This window comes from Streptomyces sp. NBC_00029 (assembly GCF_045160505.1).
Lineage (GTDB): Bacteria > Actinomycetota > Actinomycetes > Streptomycetales > Streptomycetaceae > Streptomyces.
The window spans coordinates 876,163-895,181 of sequence record NZ_CP108292.1 but is presented as its reverse complement, the minus strand read 5'-3'; the positions used below and the strand labels follow the sequence as shown (position 1 = coordinate 895,181).

At 69.5% G+C, this 19,019-nt stretch carries 16 protein-coding genes and 2 pseudogenes; 13 read left to right on the top strand and 5 right to left on the bottom strand.

Annotated features, from left to right (window positions below; all coding sequences use genetic code 11):
• Window positions 1-86: 86 nt before the first annotated feature.
• From OG753_RS04465 to OG753_RS04450, 4 genes are all read right to left on the bottom strand, one after another.
• Window positions 87-998, bottom strand: a complete 912-nt coding sequence (locus OG753_RS04465) for a universal stress protein (RefSeq protein ID WP_390032290.1) — start codon at window positions 996-998, stop codon at window positions 87-89.
• Between the two features lie 269 nt (window positions 999-1,267).
• The gene (locus OG753_RS04460; protein ID WP_326746949.1) at window positions 1,268-2,158 is read right to left on the bottom strand and encodes a universal stress protein; all 891 of its coding nucleotides are present in this window, start codon (window positions 2,156-2,158) and stop codon (window positions 1,268-1,270) included.
• A 69-nt stretch (window positions 2,159-2,227) separates the two neighbouring features.
• Window positions 2,228-3,820 carry an oleate hydratase gene (locus OG753_RS04455; RefSeq protein WP_326746948.1) on the bottom strand — a complete coding sequence of 531 codons (1,593 nt, stop codon included), beginning with the start codon at window positions 3,818-3,820 and terminating at the stop codon, window positions 2,228-2,230.
• A 319-nt stretch (window positions 3,821-4,139) separates the two neighbouring features.
• A complete protein-coding gene (locus OG753_RS04450; protein ID WP_030648435.1) occupies window positions 4,140-4,340 on the bottom strand; it encodes a hypothetical protein in 201 nt (66 codons plus the stop codon).
• A gap of 315 nt (window positions 4,341-4,655) precedes the next feature.
• On the opposite strand from OG753_RS04450, the gene OG753_RS04445 reads away from it, so the two are divergent.
• The 13 genes and pseudogenes from OG753_RS04445 to OG753_RS04385 all read left to right on the top strand — a co-directional run bounded on the left by OG753_RS04445 (window position 4,656) and on the right by OG753_RS04385 (window position 17,988).
• The gene (locus tag OG753_RS04445; protein WP_326746947.1) at window positions 4,656-5,288 is read left to right on the top strand and encodes a hypothetical protein; all 633 of its coding nucleotides are present in this window, start codon (window positions 4,656-4,658) and stop codon (window positions 5,286-5,288) included.
• A 425-nt stretch (window positions 5,289-5,713) separates the two neighbouring features.
• Window positions 5,714-5,878 (top strand): annotated as a pseudogene (locus OG753_RS04440) (pirin family protein); the annotation flags it as partial.
• Window positions 5,879-6,408: 530 nt separating this feature from the next.
• Window positions 6,409-7,197 carry a class I SAM-dependent methyltransferase gene (locus OG753_RS04435; RefSeq protein WP_326746946.1) on the top strand — a complete coding sequence of 263 codons (789 nt, stop codon included), beginning with the start codon at window positions 6,409-6,411 and terminating at the stop codon, window positions 7,195-7,197.
• Between the two features lie 145 nt (window positions 7,198-7,342).
• Window positions 7,343-7,927, top strand: a pseudogene (locus OG753_RS04430) (IS701 family transposase); the annotation flags it as partial.
• 402 nt (window positions 7,928-8,329) lie between these two features.
• On the top strand, window positions 8,330-8,815 hold the full coding sequence (locus tag OG753_RS04425) for a TrmO family methyltransferase (protein ID WP_326746945.1): 486 nt from the start codon (window positions 8,330-8,332) through the stop codon (window positions 8,813-8,815).
• Between the two features lie 1,214 nt (window positions 8,816-10,029).
• Window positions 10,030-10,233, top strand: a complete 204-nt coding sequence (locus OG753_RS04420) for a helix-turn-helix domain-containing protein (RefSeq protein ID WP_326746944.1) — start codon at window positions 10,030-10,032, stop codon at window positions 10,231-10,233.
• A 48-nt stretch (window positions 10,234-10,281) separates the two neighbouring features.
• Window positions 10,282-11,556 (top strand): tyrosine-type recombinase/integrase, encoded by a 1,275-nt coding sequence (locus tag OG753_RS04415; protein WP_405792544.1) that lies wholly within the window; start codon window positions 10,282-10,284, stop codon window positions 11,554-11,556.
• Window positions 11,557-11,964: 408 nt separating this feature from the next.
• The gene (locus tag OG753_RS04410) at window positions 11,965-13,356 is read left to right on the top strand and encodes an MFS transporter (RefSeq protein WP_405787266.1); all 1,392 of its coding nucleotides are present in this window, start codon (window positions 11,965-11,967) and stop codon (window positions 13,354-13,356) included.
• A gap of 96 nt (window positions 13,357-13,452) precedes the next feature.
• Window positions 13,453-15,417: a helix-turn-helix domain-containing protein gene (locus OG753_RS04405; RefSeq protein ID WP_405787265.1), complete on the top strand. Its 1,965-nt coding sequence runs from the start codon at window positions 13,453-13,455 to the stop codon at window positions 15,415-15,417.
• A 37-nt stretch (window positions 15,418-15,454) separates the two neighbouring features.
• On the top strand, window positions 15,455-16,189 hold the full coding sequence (locus OG753_RS04400; protein WP_405787263.1) for an SOS response-associated peptidase: 735 nt from the start codon (window positions 15,455-15,457) through the stop codon (window positions 16,187-16,189).
• Window positions 16,190-16,361: 172 nt separating this feature from the next.
• Window positions 16,362-16,796, top strand: coding sequence for a hypothetical protein (locus OG753_RS04395; protein WP_327260588.1), 435 nt, complete (start codon window positions 16,362-16,364; stop codon window positions 16,794-16,796).
• Window positions 16,797-16,819: 23 nt separating this feature from the next.
• Window positions 16,820-17,023, top strand: coding sequence for a helix-turn-helix transcriptional regulator (locus OG753_RS04390; protein WP_327266640.1), 204 nt, complete (start codon window positions 16,820-16,822; stop codon window positions 17,021-17,023).
• Entirely contained in the window at window positions 17,020-17,988 is a 969-nt protein-coding gene (locus OG753_RS04385; RefSeq protein WP_327260587.1) for an NAD(P)-dependent alcohol dehydrogenase, read from the top strand. The genes OG753_RS04390 and OG753_RS04385 overlap by 4 nt, the downstream gene beginning before the upstream one ends.
• On the opposite strand, the gene OG753_RS04380 is transcribed toward OG753_RS04385, so the two are convergent.
• Window positions 17,983-18,870, bottom strand: coding sequence for an endonuclease/exonuclease/phosphatase family protein (locus OG753_RS04380; protein WP_405792542.1), 888 nt, complete (start codon window positions 18,868-18,870; stop codon window positions 17,983-17,985). The genes OG753_RS04385 and OG753_RS04380 overlap by 6 nt on opposite strands.
• Window positions 18,871-19,019 lie beyond the last annotated feature (149 nt).

The following is a 19,019-nucleotide window of genomic DNA, read 5'->3' as shown; positions in this document are numbered from 1 at the left end:
ACCCGGCCGGGCTCGGCGCGCATGGGTTGCTCCCAGGTCTGTGGTCAGCCGCGGACGGTCAGGGCAACCCGGCACACGTGATCGCTTCAAGCGTGGGGTACGACCGCGACCGGGGCTGTGGCGTGGTGGAGGACAGCGTGGACGACCGGGCCGAGATGGGCGCCGATGGCGGAGCGGCGTATCCGCCGGCCGACGACGACCAGTGAGGCGTCTGCCGAGGCTTCGACGAGCTGGTTGGCGGGTTGCCCCACCGAGCAGTCCACTTCGACACGGACTTCGGGGTACTTGTCGCGCCAGGGCAGCAGTTCATCGGCGAGCGCAGTCGCCATGGAGGTCGCCATGCCGTCCCGTACCTCGGGCGCGAGCAGCGCCGGGTCGAACGCGAAGGCGGGCGGCATGCTCCAGCGGTGGATCACACGCAGTGGGGCCCGGCGTACGGCCGCCGCGTCGAAGGCGTGGTCGAGGAGCTCGGTAGACGGGTAGGAGAGGTCCAGCCCGAGCACGACAGGCCAGTCCTTGTCCTTCCGTGGTGCGTCACCATCAGATCCGGGCAGGCAGTCGGCGTCCAGCCAGGCGCCCGGCCGCACGACCACGACCGGGCGCTTGGCCTGGGCGAGCACGGCCTGGGAGACGGATCCGACGAGGAATCCTGTCATCGCCCCCAGTCCGCGCGAGCCGAGTACCAGTACCTCGGCCTCCTGCGCGGCAGCGACCAGGACGGTCAGCGGCCGCCCGTCCACCTGCTCCGTGGTGATCTCCAGGCCGGGGTGCCGTTCGGTCAACTGCAGCGCGACCTCCCGGGGGATGCGCTCACCCCAGTACTGGGGTGACGGGGTGGCCTCGGTCTGCGACGCGTATCCGTAGGACGGGATCCACTCCTCCATGGCGTGCAACAGCTTGAGGGGGACCCGGCGCCGCCGGGCTTCCCGGGCGGCCCACTCGGCGGCGGCAAGAGATGCAGGGGATCCGTCGATTCCCGCAATGACCGTACGTGACATGGTGTTTCCTCCGGAGCCTATGGGGCGAGTACCGTCGTCCGTCGTCGGCGGTGTGTGTCCCACCCTTCCCTTCCGTACCGTGGGGGAGCGATGGTCCAGGAGACCCGGGGAACGGGCCGAACGTCCCTCGTCGCCCGGCCGGACAGTGGCTGTGCCGGACACGGACGTGCGCGGTGCCCACACCAGTCACTGAGCACCTGGTACGCGAAGCGGCCCGCGTCCCTCACAGAGGGAACGCGGGCAACGGCGATGCGGAGGGCTGTGAATGGTCAGTCGTGGGGGATGACGGCCACCGGCGTTCGGCAGTGGTGCAGGACCGCACGGGTCACACCTCCTGTGTGGGGACCGAGCCGGGATTGGCGGTTGCGGCGGCCCATGACGAGGAGGCCGGCCGTGTGGGAAGCCTCCACCAACCTTCGCGCGGGGTGGCCGGGGCGGATCTCCCCTGTGACGCGCAGGCCGGGGTACGCATGCCGCCACTGCTCGATCACCTGCGTCAGGTCTCGTGCGGTCCTCGCGTCCGCAGCTCCGGGCGCCATGGCCGAAGCGGTCAGTGCCGCATCGCTGCCGAGCCCCCGCTGGGTATGCGGGCTGTGTACGACTCGCAGGGGTACACCGAGCCGGTGGGCCCGGGAGAAGGCGTGGTCCAGAACTTCGTCGCACGGGTGCGAGAGGTCCAGGCCGAGGACGATGCCGCCGTTCGGGATCGGAGCGCGGCCCGGAACCAGGACGACAGGATGCCGGGTATGGGCGACCACGGACAGGGCCACCGAACCGGACACGAACCCGGCGACCCCGCCCAGACCGCGGGAACCGAGCACCAACAGCTCGGACTCCTCGGCGGCCCCGCACAGAACGGTGGCCGGCTCGCCGCACAGCTCCTGCGCGACCACGTCCAGGCCCGGATGCGTGCGCCGTATCCGCTCGGCCGTGGAGCGCGGGTCCACGTCGTACGGCTCCAGCCTGGTGCGAGAGCCGATGAGCGGTGAATGGACGTCCGGTTCCAGGCCCCACACGTGCACGAGGCGAAGGGCGAGACCGCGTCGGCGCGCTTCGTCCGCGGCCCAGGCGACGGAGGCCAGGCTCTCGCGAGATCCGTCGAGCCCGACGGTGATCGCCCGGGACCGGCGGACCCCGAGATCGGGTGGAGAGGTTGGCACGGGGTGGAACACGGAAGGACCTCCGGTCTGAAACGGCGAGCCGTGCTGTTGGGAGAGGCGAGCCACAGCTCAGGCGAAGACGGCCTTGAGGGCCCGCAGCGCCGTCAACGGGTCGGACAGCGCGTGGTAGACAGCCGGAACCTCCTTGTCGACGCCCAGCAGTTCGTACACCGCGCGCATCGCCCCGCGGACGGAGTACTCGACGGTGAAGACGACGTCTTCGGGGATCTCGGTGAACTGCCCGAGGAAGGCGAAGTTTGTCGACCCGGAGGGGACCACCAGCGGCCGGTCGTGGATGTCACGGCGCTCGAACTGGCTGGTGATGTAAGGCATCATCACCGTCGTGACGGCAGTGGTGGCGCACACCTCGTCGGCGATGTCGTCGAAGCCGAGGTGCCCGAGCAGTTCGACGAGGATCTCCTGTCCCGTGGCCTCCGACATCTTCTTGCCGGTCAACTCGCCCGGTTCGTCCACGAACAGCCCGTACCCCCAAAGGGTGAAGACGTCCTCGGGCTGGCCGGCGAAGTGCGGCTGGTGGGGCACGACCACCGACATCAGCCAGCGCGAGTCCTTGAACGTCATCAGCGCCCCGGTGCCGGGGGCATTGCCGGAGAACTCCTCGATCCGCTTGAGCAGCGCCGGACTGCGCATCGTCAAGGTGAACGACTCCCACTTGGCCTCGTCGACGTTGCCGTTGAAGGCCCCGGGCCGACCGAAGTCCGGAGCCTTGCGGGCCAGCGTCTCCCACAGGTTCCAGGCCCCGTCGCGCTTGTCGCGGACCAGCTCGGGGACGGTGTCGTCGCCTCCGTAGCGGGCGTCCGCGGTCATGGAGCCGATGGTGATGAACGCGTAGTCCTGCGGCCCGATTCCGTACGATCCCGCTGTGCCGTCCCGCTCGAAGAGGATGCGCTCGGCCCGGCGCTCGCCGGCCTCGCCGACGGCGAACTCCACGTCGGTGACTCGGATTCCGTGCTCGATGCGGACTCCCTGCCGTCCCAGCCACGCCTGTACCGGCAGAACGATCGAGTCGTACTGGTTCAGCCGCGTGCGTCGTACTCCGGCGAGGGTGTGGATACGGGGGAGTTCCTGGAGGAAGCGCAGGAAGTAGCGCTTGAGCTCGATGGCGCTGTGCCAGTTCTGGAAGGCGAAGGTGGTGCGCCACATCGCCCAGAAGTTGGTGGTGAAGAAGCGCTCGGAGAAGAAGTCCTCGATCCGGCGCGCGCCGATGACGGACTCGGGCAAGGCGAGCAGGCGGGCCATCTCCACCCGGTCGGCAGTGGTGAAGCCCAGCTCTGAGGCGTCGAGGATTCGGCCGGAGGCGTCGATGAGCCGGGCGTTGGCGTGGGTGAGCCAGCGGGCGTTGAACTCCTCGGTCTCCTGCAGGACGGACACGTTGTCGTTGCCGAGCGTGGGGATCGCCGCCAGGAGGTTCCACAGGCAGACGTAGGCTTCGTCCTCCAGCATCCGGCCACCCCGGGCGACGTAGCCGGTGTCCGGTGCGCCACTGCCGTCGAGTGCGCCGCCGGTCTGCGGCAGTTCCTCGAGGATGCGGATGTTCTCGCCGGGCATCCCCGCGTCCCGTACGAGGAAGACCGCCGCGGCCAGCGAGGCGATGCCTCCGCCGACCAGATAGGCGTGGGAGTTCTGGGTTTCCTTCGTCATGGCCATGCCCTTCGAAGGGCGAGGTTCCTCCCCGCCACTCCGTCCAGCCAACTCCCCTGCCAGCACGTCCCACAGGAGCCGAGGGGCCTGGTCGCCAGGTCCGTTGGTCCCTCCGGTGCTGCTGGAGATCTCGTATCCGGGGGACTTACACGTGCCCCGCCTTGCGATGAGTCGCGTGTCGGCAGCCGGTCCCTCACCGGGGCAGCTCCGGCCAGCTCTCCCTGGCCAATGCCTCCTTCCTCGCCTGTTGCCGACCAGTGCCCGGCCAAGAGGCTGTCCGGCTGGCTCCCGAGGGCCCTTCGGCCCAGGGCGGGGACGATCACAGGCCTGTCGACCTTCCGGTGCCGCTGCCCTGACGGTCCAGGCTCGTGGCGGCAGCGAGAGCGATGAAGCCGACGGCCATCATGATCAGTCCGACGAGCGGCCGGTCGGCGGTGGCCCATTGCCAGTCCACAGCGAACGTGAGAATGGCGCCGAGACCGATCGATGTGATGGCGCCGATGGCAAGGAGACCGGCCATGGCACTCACCTCCCTTGTCCGTCGTCCACGAGACTCCTTGCCCCGTGCAGACCTCACTGTTCCGAAGGGTGCAGCGGGCTCACAGGGGCCTGTCGGCCCTCTCTCGGCCAACAGGGCCCTCACAGCGGCGAGAGCGAACCTTCCGGCCCCCGGCACTTGCCCCCGCTTCCGAGATCGACGGTGAACCGCGCGGCTCTGAGGGACCATTGGCGGCGCGGCGTAGGCCGTTCGCCCTCATGGCCCGCGCCCTCCGTGCGGGGACATTGGCCATGGGGGCACGCACAGGGCCTGCCCATGAGGAAAGGTTCCTACGACATGGCTCTCCACCAGCACCAGCGCCAGCACCGTCAGCCGGGAATGCGCTTCGCCGGGTGGCGCAAGGCCACCTCGGCCACAGCGCCCGGTACCGCGGCTGATGAACTCACCACGCCTCTGACCGTCGCGCGCGTCGCGGCAGCGACCCGGCTGCTGACCGCGTTCACGTTCCTCTGGGCTTTCGGCGACAAGACGTTCGGCTGGGGATACGCGACCCCGGCGGGCAAGGGATGGATCGATGGCGGGTCTCCGACCAAGGGCTTCCTGAGCCACGTCTCTGCCGGGCCGCTGGAGGCGACGTTCCACTCCTGGGCCGGGGCGGCCTGGGCCGACTGGACCTTCATGCTGGGACTGCTCGGCATCGGTATCGCCTTGGCCAGCGGCGTCGCCCTACGCGTCGCGGCTGCTGCGGGCACCACGATGATGGCGCTCATGTGGGCCGCCGAGTGGCCCCCTGCCAGGCACCTGTCGGACGGCAGCCTCAGCATGTCCACGAATCCGTTGGTGGACTATCACGTCCTGTACGCGGCGGTCCTGGTGACCCTCGCGGCGATCGGAGCCGGACGCACCTGGGGTCTGGGCAGCCTCTGGCAGAGCCTGCCCCTTGTCCGCGGCAAGCGCTGGCTCGTTTGACGACGCCGGAGGACGGTCCGGGGCCGCCGCGACGGTGGCGGCCCTGGGCCAGCTGCAAACGATCAGGGTCGAACGGTCCTGGCGGTCCTCGGTCTGCCCGGCGGCACTGAGCCACTCGGCACCGCCGGTGTTGCCAGGAGCCTCGTCTCGGCCGACCTGTCTGTTTGGCCGCTCCGCTTGGACTGCCGTGCAACTCACGGATGCATCCGTTGTCTCCCGGCGGTCGCGCCTGTTGTCGGCTAACTGGTCGCCAACCTGTTCTCGACGACGTGCGACGTGGCCTCGGCGGCAGTGGCGGATACGTCGAGCGGCTGGGCGCACGTTCGGGTGCCTGTGCATGCCCGCCGGGAGAGGCGCCGATGCTGACTTTTGCTGACTTCCAGCGACTTTTAACGCTCTGACCTGTGGAAATGTCGAGAGATCCAATGGTTCTGGACTGGATCGGACGGTCACACGATGATATCGCGCAGGCCCGCGAAGACTGGATGAACGGGTCCCGATTCGGTGAGGTCAAGGGCTACGACGGCCCTCCGATTCCGGCTCCCGAACTCCCGCCGACGCACCTGAAAGCCAGGGGAAGGGTGCGTTGACCTGCCACTTCATTCCGCCCCCGGCCGGGCGCAGCGCGCGCGGCATCCTTTCCGCTTCTTGTTGCCGAAGGGGGGGCCGTCGGACCTCGTCCGACGGCCTTCGGGGTGCGCGATCGAGTCTCAGGTGTTGCAGGCTGCAATCAGCTCTGGTTGGACGAATGCTGACCTTTTGCTGACTTTACTGACGAGTAGTTAGATCGGCCCTAGTGCTCCAGCCGTAGATCGTGATCTTCATGGCTGGGCGGCTGCTTGCCGTCGGTAGTGGCAGTCGCGGGCGCGGGCCTGGTGTCGGCGTCGCCAGTGTGACCAGCGGAGTCGGTGCGCGAGGTCGTGGGCCCGGCTGGTCAGGGTGGTGAACAGGCATTGGATCTCGGTGCAGGTCGGTATGGACCGAGGCCGGCCTGTGGCGTCGGCTGCACCGAGCGGTGCTGGACGAACTCGGGAACGAACGGCTCGTTGGATCTCGGAGGATGTGAGGGCCGTCGGGAGCGGCCCGGAACTGAACTGGTGCAGCACACGTCTCCCGCACCATGATCTCAAGTGAGCGCCAAGAGCACGCGATCTCCACCAAGCTGGTCTCGCCGTCCGCAGTGAGTGCGGAACCGTCGAAGACCAACGACTACAACAGCTTCGCCGAGGCGTACGCGGCCGCAAACGAAACCAACCTGGTCAATGCCTACTACGAGCGGCCCGCGATGCTGGCCCTCGCTGGAGACGTGGCCGGCCGACGGATTCTCGACGCCGGCTGCGGCTCGGGGGCCCTGTTTGCCGTGCTGCGCGACCGTGGCGCCGTTGTGAGTGGCTTCGACACGAGTGCCGGGATGCTGGAGCTGGCTCGGCGGCGGCTCGGCGACGGTGCGGACCTGCAGGTGGCGGACCTGGGCAGCCCGCTTCCTTACGCTGATGACACATTCGACGATGTAACGGCGTCCCTGGTGCTGCACTATCTGGAGGACTGGGGGCCGGCGCTGGCCGAGCTGCGACGCGTACTCAGGCCCGGCGGTCGGCTGATCGCATCCGTCGACCATCCCTTTGCCATCAACCTCATACACCGCGAGGCCGGTCGCGAGGCCGAGCACAACTACTTCGACACCACCAAATGGACCGTGGAGTGGACCATTGGCGGCCATACCGCCCTGGTGAGCAGGTGGAACAGGCCGCTGCACGCGATGATCGAGGCTTTCATCGGGGCCGGTTTCCGGATTACGGACATCAGCGAGCCGGAGCCTGATCCCGCCGCCCGCGAGATGTTCCCCGAGGCAATCGCGGCCAAGCCGCGCTTCCTGTGCTTCCTGTTCTTCGTCCTGCAGGCCGACTAGTACTCCAGCCGTAGGTCGTGATCTTGCTGGTCGGGGCCGGTGCGGAGACGGCTGCGGCCACCGTTGATCATCGTGAGTTGTGTCGACCAACGAAGATCAGGCGGTGGCAGCAGGTCGCAGCGTAGTGCCTGCCCGGTGGCGGTCGATGTTCGACCAGCTGACGGGCCGTATCGCGGGCCGGTTCGCGCGGGTCGAACCACGCCGCCACGCAACGGCGTCGGTGCTGGGCCTGCTGGCGGACCTGGCAAGGAAGAACTGCTGGACGCCGGCCGAGCACGCGGGCGACTCCACCCCGGACGGCATGCAGCACCTGCTGCACCGCGCGAAGTGGGACGCCGACGCGGTCCGCGACGACGTACGCGCCTACGTGGTCGAGCACCTGGCCGATGACGAAGCCGTGCTGGTGGTCGACGAGACCGGCGACCTGAAGAGAGGCACCGCCACGGTCGGCGTCCAGCGCCAGTACACCGGCACGGCGGGCCGGATCGAGGACTCCTAGGTCGCCGTCTACCTCGCCTACTCCGCCGCCTGCGGGCATGCCGCGATCGACCGGGCCCTGTACGTCCCGCGCTCGTGGACCGACGACCTCGACCGCTGCCGGACCGCCGGCATCCCCGAAGACCTCACCTTCACGACCAAGCCGGTACTGGCGGCTCGGATGATCACCCGGGCCCTGGATGCGGGAACGTCCGCCCGCTGGGTCGCCGGCGACGAGGTCTTCGGCGACGACGGCCCGCACTCTGCAGGGCCTCGGAGATCTCCGCGGAGCTGAACGTGAGTTCCAGCGCAGCGTCCGCACCCGCCGCGCCCAGCCTTTCGCCCGCACACATGCGGTCACCCTCGGCCTCCTGGGCGCGGTGCAGATACAGCGCGGAGCTGTCGATGCGGCCTGCGCCACCTGGTCCCAAGCCCTGGACACCATGCAGGGAGTCCAGTCCGGTCGGGCTCTGGACACCGTGGTCCAGATGCGCCGATCCCTATCTCCATATCGAGGCCGCGGAGGAACGTCGTTGGCCCAACTGGACGATCGCGCCCGCATGGTGATCAGCCGGGTACGCTGACCGGGCCATCACAGCACCGGCTCGGACCGGGGAACACCCAGGCCGAGCGGGTAGTCGTAGGGGAGGATTTCGTGGACGACCCGATCACGTTGGAGGCCGTCGCCCATGTCATCGGCGGCCACGAGAAGCCGGCCGACGACTACCAGGGCGGAGTCGAATCGATCATCCGCCTTCGCCCCGACCTCCCGCTGGATACCTTGCAAGGCCTTGAGGAGTTCTCCCACCTGATCGTCACCTGGCGCTTCCACCTGGGATCCGATGCCGACCTTCACCTCGGAGCCCGCAGCCCCCGCAACAACCCGGAGTGGGAGCCCACCGGCACCTTCGTGCACCGAAACCACCGGCGCCCCAACCGAATGGCGACCAGCTTTCCCCGGCTGCTCAAGGTCGAAGGACGGGATCTGCACGTCACCGACCTTGATGCTGTCAACGGCACCCCGATCTACGATCTCGGCCCCTACTTCGAGCAGATGGGACCTCGCGGCCCTATCACCAGCCCGGCGTGGCCGGCGGTGATGCTGGAGCATTACTGGGACCCCGCTGCCGAGCGACCCTGACCCTGGGAAGGGACACCGGACGGTGCCTGCTTGGGCCTCCATGCCCCTGGCACGGCGGGCTCAGTGCCGCGGCCGCCGACGAGTGAACACGCAATGGTCGGGGCTGGCGTTGATGCCGAAGGGCAGCCCGATGCGGTCGAGGAGAAATTCCTGGCCGACGGCGTGCACACCGTACCCGCAGCGGGGGTGCAGGCTGCACAGGCCCGTTTCATCAGGGCGCTGGCAATGCCCTGGCCACGGCTTCATCGGCCACTGCCAATCCGCGCACCTGCCGATGGCCAGGCTAAGCGTCAATCCCTCCAGGTTGCCGAACGAGGCCCAAGGCTCGTTCGATGACGGTTCGGAAGGTGACCGACAGGACGTCGACCGGCCGGACACGCTGGTCGGCGGCCACAGGGGTGAGGCTGAAGCCGGCCATCGAATCGGCCTTAGCTAGCGTGCCCAGCGGTACGACGTGCGAAGTCCGGCCGTCAGTGTTACGGGCCTGCTGCTGCCCTTCTTCGCCGGGCGCTTTGCCACCGGCAACCCTCGGGAATCAGCGAAGGGGAACTGCGCTGAGCGCCACGAGGCCACGGTTGTTCAAGGAGGGTTTACCGGCCGAATGCGTATGACCTGTCGGCCAGGCAGTTCGGCACGAACGTGTCGCATAAGCGAGATCCCGGCGCGCTCGGATCGGTAGGAGCTGACACCGTCGCTTCCTGACCTGAGCGGGCCCACCACGCCGCCCTGCTCGCCGACGTCCGGCCCCCAGCCATAGGAAGTGCAGCACCCGGCCACCCGGTTCGGCTTCTGCCGCAGAACGAGTGCAGTGGCAGCGAGCGACGTCACCAGCGACATCCTGTGCCTATAGCGTCGGCTATTCCGTCCATTCGCCGACGGCAGACATGAACGACTGGATTTTCTTCCGGAGGGCATGTCAACGTACGAGTGTCCGCACTTCCAATGGCTCAGGAGTCGGTGCGAGCTTGCGGAATTCGTCCTCGCGCACCCGAAAGGTATCGGTCGTGGGATCCCGGAACCCCCTGAATATGGAAGGGTTTGTGGTTGTACTGACCGTCGAAGGCTCGCCTTCGCGGGAGGTGGGTAGACCCCGATCGTTCGGACGGCTGGGCGCAATATAGTCCCGGAACCCCGGTTAGCGAAACCGGGGATTCTTCGCATCATAGCCTCGGACGTGTTCGTGGCCGCTCGCTCTGTTCTGTGGGCGGGGGAGTGTGAAGACCGGAGGATCTCGATTGGCGCAGGGTGGGAGTTATCGGTTGCTCACGCCGGCCGAAGTAGCTGAATGGCTGAAGGTCAGCGAAGTCACTGTGAAGAACAAGTACCGATCTTGGGGGCTTCGCCCCCAGAAAGTAGGTCGCCTCCTCCGATTCCGTGAGCGAGATGTCGTTTCCTACCTCGACAGCAGGTACGGATAGGGGAGCCTCCCGTGAGGCCCAGCAGGGAGAATCTGAAGCTTGGCCCGCGTGTTGCAGAAGTGTAAGGACGACCCGAGGAACGTTCACTACCCGTGTGGGCAGACCCGCTGCGGTCATCCGTGGACCGTCCGGTACCGCGAACCAGGCGGCAGGGCGGGAGGTCAGCGAGAGAAGTCCTTCGAGAAGAAGGGACAGGCCGACGCCTTTGCCACCAAGGTGGAGCGGGACAAGGATCTCGGCACTTACATCGCGCCGACGGGTCTCTTGCATCCTCTCGTAGCCGTGTACCGCGAGTTCATCACGTCGGGGGATCGCGCAGACGGTACGAGGTACCAGTATGAGACGAGCCTGCGTCTCCACGTGCAGCCGTACTTTGGCAGCACCGCCATTGGTGCTGTAAGGCCGAAGGACCTCCAGGCATGGCTGAAATGGATGGTCGAGGAACGTGGCTACAAGGAGTCGACGGCGATCAACCGCTATGAGACTCTCGCCGGAGTCTTCAGCTTCGCCGTCGCCAATGAGTACATCACCAAGAACCCGTGCCAGCACGTCCGCACCAGCCGACGGCGTGTGAAGCGTAAGGCGAAGAAGACCATTCGTCTGCCCACACTGGAGGAGATCGAAGCCATAGAGAGACACCTTCCGGGCCCGTACAAGCTCCTCGCGTGGTTGATGGCCGGCTGTGGGTTGCGTATTGGCGAGGCGTGCGCCGTGACGCTCCAGCAGTTCGACTTCGAGGCAGGGTTGATCTTCGTGGACCGTCAGGTCACGCAGGACGGCGAGAACGAGGAGCCAAAAACCGCTGTCCAGAAGGCGATCACGAAGGGCCGGGGACGGGCCCACTGCGTAAGGCACCTCAAGTGGCGTGACTTGGACGAGGGCCGAGCGGTTCCGCTGCCGCCCAGCATCGCTGCCAAGGTGCAGGAGCACGTCCAGCGGTATGGAACGTTTCGAGTCAGAGATGCGGTGAACCGGCTCCCGGGTGACTACCTCTTCTCGAACGTCGGGCGCACCAACATCCTCATGTACTCGCTTGTCGACCGTCTGTGGCGGAAGGCCAAGCAGAGCGCGGGCATCACAAGGACGATCACCCCGCATTGGCTGCGCCACTTCTTCGCCTCGGCGGGACTGTCCAAGGGCGTACCGGTAACGGATATGGCCGAGTGGCTCGGGCACCGGGATTCACGCATCACCCACGAGACGTACGCGCACGTGATGCCCGACGCCCCGGGACGACTGAGGGCCCTGATGGATTCGGTCTTCACGCGCGAGACCGAGCTGAGCCTGCCGCTCGAGTTCGAGGCCGTGGTCCAAGCGGCCTGACGTCCGGTGGCGCGATCGCGGTGCGGACCGGTCTCGCCCGGCCGGCCGCATCGCCGGACGGGCAGTGCAAAGGGTCCGGTCCGCCCGTGAATGACCGAGTTCAACGCTGCGTAGTCAGCACCGAACCAGCACGGGACGGGTCGCCAGAGGTGCTGACAAGGGCTTTCGGGTCAGCACCGAACCAGCACGGGAGTCAGCACGAGGGGCGCAAAACAGGCTGATCCACGCGTTTGTGGCAGGTGTCGGCGGGGCGTTCCGGAAGCCTTCAAGGTGTGCAGGGTGGCGGTGTGGTGGTTGGGTACACAAGGTGGCGCCTGAATGTGATGTCCCGCCACATACGCTGCCGACCTGCGGGCTTCTACGGTGTGGCCACACCAAACGTCCCCGCAGACCCCGGAAGTGGTGCACATGACCTCCCCCGCAACAGCCGCACCATCAGCAACCGGAATCCGCAGAATCGTCGCCGCCAGCCTGATCGGCACCACCATCGAGTGGTACGACTTCTTCCTCTACGGTTCGGCCGCCGCGCTGGTGTTCAACGAGCTGTTCTTTCCCGGCAGTGAGCCCCTGGTCGGGACCCTCCTCGCCTTCCTCACCTACGCGATCGGCTTCGCGGCCCGCCCGCTCGGCGGGCTGGTCTTCGGGCACTACGGGGACAGGATCGGCCGCAAGCAGCTCCTCGTCCTCAGCCTGCTGCTCATGGGCGGGGCCACCTTCGCCATGGGGCTGCTTCCCACCCACGCCACCATCGGCGTCGGCGCCCCCGTCCTCCTCACCCTCCTGCGCCTGATCCAGGGGTTCGCGCTCGGCGGTGAGTGGGGTGGTGCCGTGCTGCTCGTCTCCGAGCACGGGGACGACAGGAGCCGCGGCTTCTGGGCCTCCTGGCCCCAGGCCGGCGCACCCGGAGGCAATCTGCTGGCCACCGGCGTACTCGCCGTACTGGCCGCCGTACAGTCCGACGAGGCCTTCCTCGCCTGGGGCTGGCGGATCCCGTTCCTGCTCTCCGGCGTGCTGGTGATGATCGGCCTGTGGATCCGGGTGTCCGTCTCGGAGTCCCCGGTCTTCCTGGAGGCGCAGGCCAGGGCGGCGGAGCAGGCCGCGGCCGGGGTCAGGGCGAAGCCGCCCGTGGCCGAGGTGTTCCGGACGAACTGGCGCGGAGTCCTGACCGCCATCGGCACCCGCCTCGGAGAGAACATCTCCTACTACGTCATCACCGCCTTCCTGCTCGTCTACGTCACCAGCCACCTCGGGCTGCCCAAGAGCGACGGCCTGAACGCCGTGCTGATCGGCTCCGCCGTCCACTTCGTGACCATCCCGGCCTGGGGCGCGCTGTCCGACCGCATCGGCCGTCGTACCGTCACGCTGATCGGCTCGGTGGGCATGATCGGCTGGGCGTTCGCCTTCTTCGCGCTGCTGGACTCCAAGTCCTTCCCGGTGATCGCCGCCGCGGTGACCGTCGGACTGCTCCTGCACGGCGCCATGTACGGCCCGCAGGCGGCCTTCATCTCCGAGATGTTCGACACCAAGGTGCGCTACTCCGGCGCCTCGATGGGCTCCCAGCTGGCCTCCATCATCGGCGGAGCGCTCGCCCCGATCATCGCCGTGGCCCTGCTGCGCGACTACGACTCCTCGCTGCCCGTCTCCGTCTATCTCGCCGCGGCGGCAGCGGTCACCACACTGACCGTCCTGGTGGCCAAGGAGACCCGCGGGCGTAGCCTGGCCCGGGAGCACACCCCGGCGCGCAACGCCGTTCCCGCCGCCCGGCAGGCCGGACACGACCCGGTGCCGGCCGACAACTGACCGGCCGGTCGAGGGCGGTACCCGGCCCGACGGCCCGGCCCGGCCCGGCCGGCCGGTGCCGCCCCCGTCCTCGTCCAGCACCTCGGAGAGCGCCCGATGCCCATCACCGAAGACAGCGGGACGACCGGGAGGGGCTCCGGCTCCGTCAGCGGCACCAGGCCCGGAACCGGCACCGGCGCGCTGCGGCAGCTCCGCGACCTCCTCGACCTGCTGGACCGGGGCGCCCCCGCCGAGCAGTTCACCCCGCCCCCCGACGCCGAACTCTCCGACGCCGAAGCCGCGGTGGTCGCGGACGCGACCCGGATCGCCCTGCGCATCCGCCGCACCCTCGGCCAGCACCGCCGCCGCGAGGCCGAACTCGCGGCGCTCTTCGACACCGCCGGCGACCTCGCCCGGCTCAGGGAGCCGGACGCCGTGCTCGAGGCGATCGTCCACCGGGCCAAGCTGCTCCTCGGTACGGACGTGACGTACCTGTCCCTCAACGACGAGGAGGCGGGCGACACGTACATGAGGGTCACCGACGGATCGGTCTCCGCCGCGTTCCAGCAGGTGCGCCTCGGCATGGGGGAGGGGCTGGGCGGACTGGTCGCGGAGACGGCGCGCCCGTACTCCACCGGCGACTACCGCGACGACCGGCGCTTCAGGCACACCGCCACGATCGACGGCGCCGTCACGGAGGAGGGCCTCCGGGCCATCCTCGGCGTACCGCTGCGCCTGGGCACCCGGGTGATCGGCGTCCTCTACGCGGCGGACCGCACGGCCCGTACCTTCACACCGGACGAGGTCGCCCTGCTGTCCTCCCTGGCCGACCACGCCGCGATCGCCATCGACGGCGCCCGCCTGCTGGACGAGACGCGCACCGCACTCGTCGACCTCAACGAGGCCTCGCGGACCATCGAGGCGCACAGCGAGGCCATGCGCCGCGCCGAGGACGCGCACGACCGGCTCACCGACCTGGTGCTGCGCGGCGGCGATGTCGGCGAGGTGGCCACCGCCATCGGCGCCGTCCTCCAGGGCGGCACCCTCATCCACGACGCCGAGGGCGCCGAACTGGCCAGGTCGGGCACCGAAGCAGGGCCCCCGTCCGCCGGGGCCGTCGCCGCCTCCCGGGCCGACGGACGCGCGGTCTCCGTCAACGGGACCTGGGTCTGCGCGGTACTCGCCGGGCACGAACTGCTCGGCAGCATCGCCCTGACCGGCCGCGCCGACCTCGGCGACGCCGACCGTCGCCTCTTCGAGCGCGCCAGCCTCGTCACCGCCCTGCTGCTGCTCCTGCGCCGCTCGGTCGCCGAGACCGAGGACCGGGTACGGGGCGAACTGCTGGGCGACCTCCTCACCAGGGCCGCGGACCCGGCCGGGCTGGCCGCGCGGGCCCGCCGGCTCGGTGTGGACCTCGGCCACCCGCACGCGGTGTTCGTCCTGCACACCGGCGCCGCACCCCGGACCCGGCTGCTGGCCGCAGCCGCCCGCATCGCCCACGCGCGCAGGGGACTGGCCGGGCTGCACCACGAGGACGTGGTCCTGGTCTGCCCCGCCGAGGCGGCCGGCCCCGCCGCCGCGAGCCTCGCGAGCGAGCTGCGCCAGGCCCTCGCCGGTCCCGTCACCGTCGGAGCCGCCGGACCGGTCACCGGTCCCGCGGCCTTCGCCGACGCCTGCGCCGAGGCCCGCCGCTGCCGGACCGCACTGCGCGCCCTGGGCCGCGACGGCACCGGTGCCGCCCTCCACGACCTGGGCTTCCTCGGCGTGCTCCTCGGCGACCAGACCGACCTCGGCGGCTACGTACGCCAGACCCTGGGCCCCGTACTCGCCTACGACGCGAAGCGCGGCACCGACCTCACGCACACCCTCCGGGCCTACTTCGACGCGGGCACGAGCCAGTCCCGGGCCGCCGCGGCGCTCCACGTGCACGTCAACACGGTGGTGCAGCGGCTGGACCGCATAGCCCACCTCCTCGGACGCGACTGGCAGAGCCCCGAACGCGCTCTGGAGCTCCAACTCGCGCTGCGCATCCACCAGGTGAACCACCACGACGATCCCGGCCCGGGGGACTTCGCGGCGTAGCCTGCGGGAAGCCGGTTCAGCTGGCAGGGTGGACGGTATGTGCGGCCGCTACGCTTCCACCCGCAGTCCCGAGGACCTGTCCGGCCTCTTCGGAGCCACGCCCCCGGACCCGGGGCACCTACTGGAGCCGAGCTGGAACGTCGCCCCCACCGATGCGGTGTGGGCGGTGCTGGAGCGTGCCGACCGGGAGAGCGGGTTGCTGGAGCGGCGGCTGCGCCCCCTGCGGTGGGGGCTGGTGCCCTCGTGGTCGAAGAGCCTGTCCGGCGGCGCGAAGATGATCAACGCCCGGGTGGAGACGGTGCACGAGAAGCCCGCCTACCGGCGCGCGTTCGCCAAGCGCCGGTGCCTGCTGCCCGCCGACGGGTTCTACGAATGGGAGCCGGTCCCCGCCTCCGGATCCGCGAAGGCGTACAAGCAGCCGTACTTCATCCGTCCCGAGGACGGCGAGGTGATGGCGATGGCCGGGCTCTACGAGTTCTGGCGCGACCCCGCCGTCACCGACGACGACGATCCGGCGGCCTGGTGGGCGACCTGCACCATCATCACCACCGAGGCCACCGACGCGGCCGGCCGCGTCCACCCCCGTATGCCGCTGGCCCTCGCCCCGGCGGACTACGAGGCCTGGCTCGACCCGTCCCACCAGGACCCCGGCGAACTGCGCGCCCTGCTCGCCGCTCCCGCGGGCGGCCGGCTCGACGTGCGCGCCGTGTCGACCGCGGTCAACAACGTGCGCAACAACGGCCCCGAACTCCTGGACGCGCCCTCCGCCTGAGGTCCCCGGCCTCCCGCAGACCCTCCCGCCAGCCTCCTGCCAACCCTCCCGCCGCCCTCCCGGCGTTGTCCGGCGAATCCTGCACGCGGCCTGGCGAGGTAAAGAAATATTGACACGGTGTCCTGATTCCTTGACACTGCCCATGTCTGGTTTTCTTTACACGGGAGCGGTCGTGGCAGTCGAGGAAAAACGTGCGTGGATCATGATCGTGGTCACGCTGGTGTCGTACGGGGTGTACCTGGCGGTCGTCCTCGGCGGGTCCGGTTCCGGGAGCGGGCCGCTGGCTCAGCAGCCGTACGAGACCGCACTGCTCTGGACGGTCGGCGCGGCGATCGCCGCCTCCATCGCGCTCCACATCATCGTGACGCTGGTGTCGCCCGAGGAGGGCAAGGTCAAGGACCAGCGCGACCGGGAGATCCACCGGTTCGGTGACCACATCGGACAGTCCTTCGTCGTGATCGGGGCCGTGGCCGGGCTCCTCCTGGCGATGGCCGAGGCGGACCAGTTCTGGATCGCCAACGCGATCTTCCTCGGCTTCGTCCTGTCGGCGCTGCTCGCCTCCACGGCGAAGATCGTCTCGTACCGGTTCGGCTTCCAACCGTGGTGAGGCCCACCAGGGTCACCAACACCATCCGGGCCCTGCGCTTCGCCAACGGCGAGATGACCCAGGCCGAGCTCGCCCGCCGGATCGGTGTGACCCGTCAGACCGTCATCGCCATCGAGCAGGGCCGCTACTCGCCCTCCCTGGAGAAGGCGTTCGAGATCGCCCGCGTGTTCTCCGTACCGCTCGACAGCGTGTTCCAGTACACCACCACCGAAGGAGACGACTCATGAAGGCCATCGTCCAGGACGTCTACGGACCGCCCTCGGTGCTGCGGATGGAAGAAGTGGACCGGCCGGCACCCGGCCGGGGTGAGGTCCTCGTACGCGTGCGCGCCGCCGCCGTCGACCAGGGCGTCTGGCACCTCATGGCGGGCATGCCCTACGCCGTCCGGGCCGTGACCGGCCTGCGCAGACCCAGGACGCGGGTGCGGGGCATGGACGTCGCGGGGGTGGTGGAAGCCGTCGGTGCGGACGTCACCCGCTTCCGGCCCGGCGACGAGGTGTACGGCAACTGCTCCGGGTCGTTCGCCGAGTACGCCTGCGCCAAGGAGAGCACGCTGGCCCCCAAGCCGCCCGGCCTCAGCTTCGAACAGGCCGCAACCGTGCCCGTCTCCGGATGCACCGCCCTCAATGCCGTACGGGACAGCGGCCGGGTCACGCCCGGTCAGAGCGTCCTCATACTCGGCGCCTCGGGCGGCGTGGGCAGCTTCGCCGTTCAGGTGGCCAAGGCCTACGGAGCCCGCGTCACCGGAGTCTGCAGTGCCGGCAAGGCCGACCTGGTCCGCTCCCTGGGCGCCGACGAAGTCCTCGACTACGCGCAGGAGGACCCCGTGAACGGCAGCCGCCGCTACGACGTCATCCTGGACATCGCCGGCAACCGCCCCCTCACCCGGCTGCGCCGCGCCCTGACTCCCCGCGGGACCCTCGTCATCGTGGGCGGGGAAGGCGGCGGCAACTGGATCGGCGGCAACGAGCGGCAGCTGGGCGCGCTCCTGCTGTCGCCCTTCGTCGGCCACCGGCTCCGCCCGCTCGGCACCGTGGTGCGCCACCACGACCTCGAAGCCCTCACGGAGCTCATCGAAGCCGGTTCGGTGACCCCCGCCATCGACCGGACCTACCCGCTGGCCGAGGTCCCCGACGCGATCCGCTACCTCAGGGACGGCCACGTACGAGGGAAGATCGCCATCCGGCTATGAGGCGTCGAGCCTGATGCGGGCGGCGACCGGCAGGTGATCGCTGCCGGTGGCCGGCAGGGTCCAGACCTCGGCGGCGGTCGCCGAACGGGTCAGGACCTGGTCGATCCGGGCGACCGGGACGGCGGCCGGCCAGCTGAGGGCGAGCCCCCGCCGCGGCGCGCTCAACCGGGAGGCCAGCGGGGCGAGTCCACGGTCGTCCACCGTGCCGTTGAGGTCACCCAGCAGGATCACCCGGTCCACCTCCTCGGCGGCGACGGCCGCGCCCAGCAACCGTGCGCTCTCGTCGCGCGGGCCGGAGCCGAAACCGTTCGCCCGCATGCGTACCGAGGGCAGGTGCGCCACGTACACCGCGATCTCGCCCCGTGGCGTGCGGACACCGCAGCGCAGGCCGCGGTTCCAGCCCTCCCCGATGCTCCGGGGCTTGATGTCCACGCGGCGGACATCGGTGAACGGGTGCTTCGACCAGAGGCCGACCGTGCCCTCGACCGCGTGGTACGGGTACGCGGGTGCCAGCGCCGCCTCGTAGGCCGGCAGCGCGGAGGGCGTCAGCTCCTCCAGGGCGATCAGATCCGGCCCGGCCCCGGCCAGGGCACGCGCGGTGCCCGTGGGGTCGGGGTTCTCGTCACTCACGTTGTGCTGGAGCGCCATGAGGTCGTGCGGGCCGCCGTCCGCCGGCAGGAGCAGGCCGCCGAAGAGGCCGGCCCACGCCACCGCGGGCAGCAGCACGGCCACGAGCGCGGTGACCGAGCGGCGTACCAGCGCCGCCACGACCAGGACCGGGACGGCGAGGCCCAGCCAGGGCAGGAAGGTCTCCAGCGCACTGCCCGGGCGGCCCGCGGCATTGGGTACGGCGGAGTGGAACACCAGCAGGCCGGCGGTCAGTACGGCGAGCGCCGCGAGTGGGCGACCGCGCGTCCAGGACGTACGGCCCCGGGCGTCCGTGCCCCAGCGCCACCGGGCGGTGCGCTGCGCACCGCTTCCCGCCACGTCCACCACTGGAGCCCCACCCGTCTGCCTCGGAGCGTCCGTCG

Excerpts from the sequence above, each read along its gene's own strand:
- OG753_RS04465 (WP_390032290.1), bottom strand. The coding sequence starts at position 998 with ATGTCACGTACGGTCATTGCGGGAATCGACGGATCCCCTGCATCTCTT.
- OG753_RS04455 (WP_326746948.1), bottom strand. The coding sequence starts at position 3,820 with ATGACGAAGGAAACCCAGAACTCCCACGCCTATCTGGTCGGCGGAGGC.
- OG753_RS04450 (WP_030648435.1), bottom strand. The coding sequence starts at position 4,340 with ATGGCCGGTCTCCTTGCCATCGGCGCCATCACATCGATCGGTCTCGGC.
- OG753_RS04445 (WP_326746947.1), top strand. The coding sequence starts at position 4,656 with ATGGCTCTCCACCAGCACCAGCGCCAGCACCGTCAGCCGGGAATGCGC.
- OG753_RS04435 (WP_326746946.1), top strand. The coding sequence starts at position 6,409 with ATGATCTCAAGTGAGCGCCAAGAGCACGCGATCTCCACCAAGCTGGTC.
- OG753_RS04410 (WP_405787266.1), top strand. The coding sequence starts at position 11,965 with ATGACCTCCCCCGCAACAGCCGCACCATCAGCAACCGGAATCCGCAGA.
- OG753_RS04405 (WP_405787265.1), top strand. The coding sequence starts at position 13,453 with ATGCCCATCACCGAAGACAGCGGGACGACCGGGAGGGGCTCCGGCTCC.
- OG753_RS04400 (WP_405787263.1), top strand. The coding sequence starts at position 15,455 with ATGTGCGGCCGCTACGCTTCCACCCGCAGTCCCGAGGACCTGTCCGGC.
- OG753_RS04385 (WP_327260587.1), top strand. The coding sequence starts at position 17,020 with ATGAAGGCCATCGTCCAGGACGTCTACGGACCGCCCTCGGTGCTGCGG.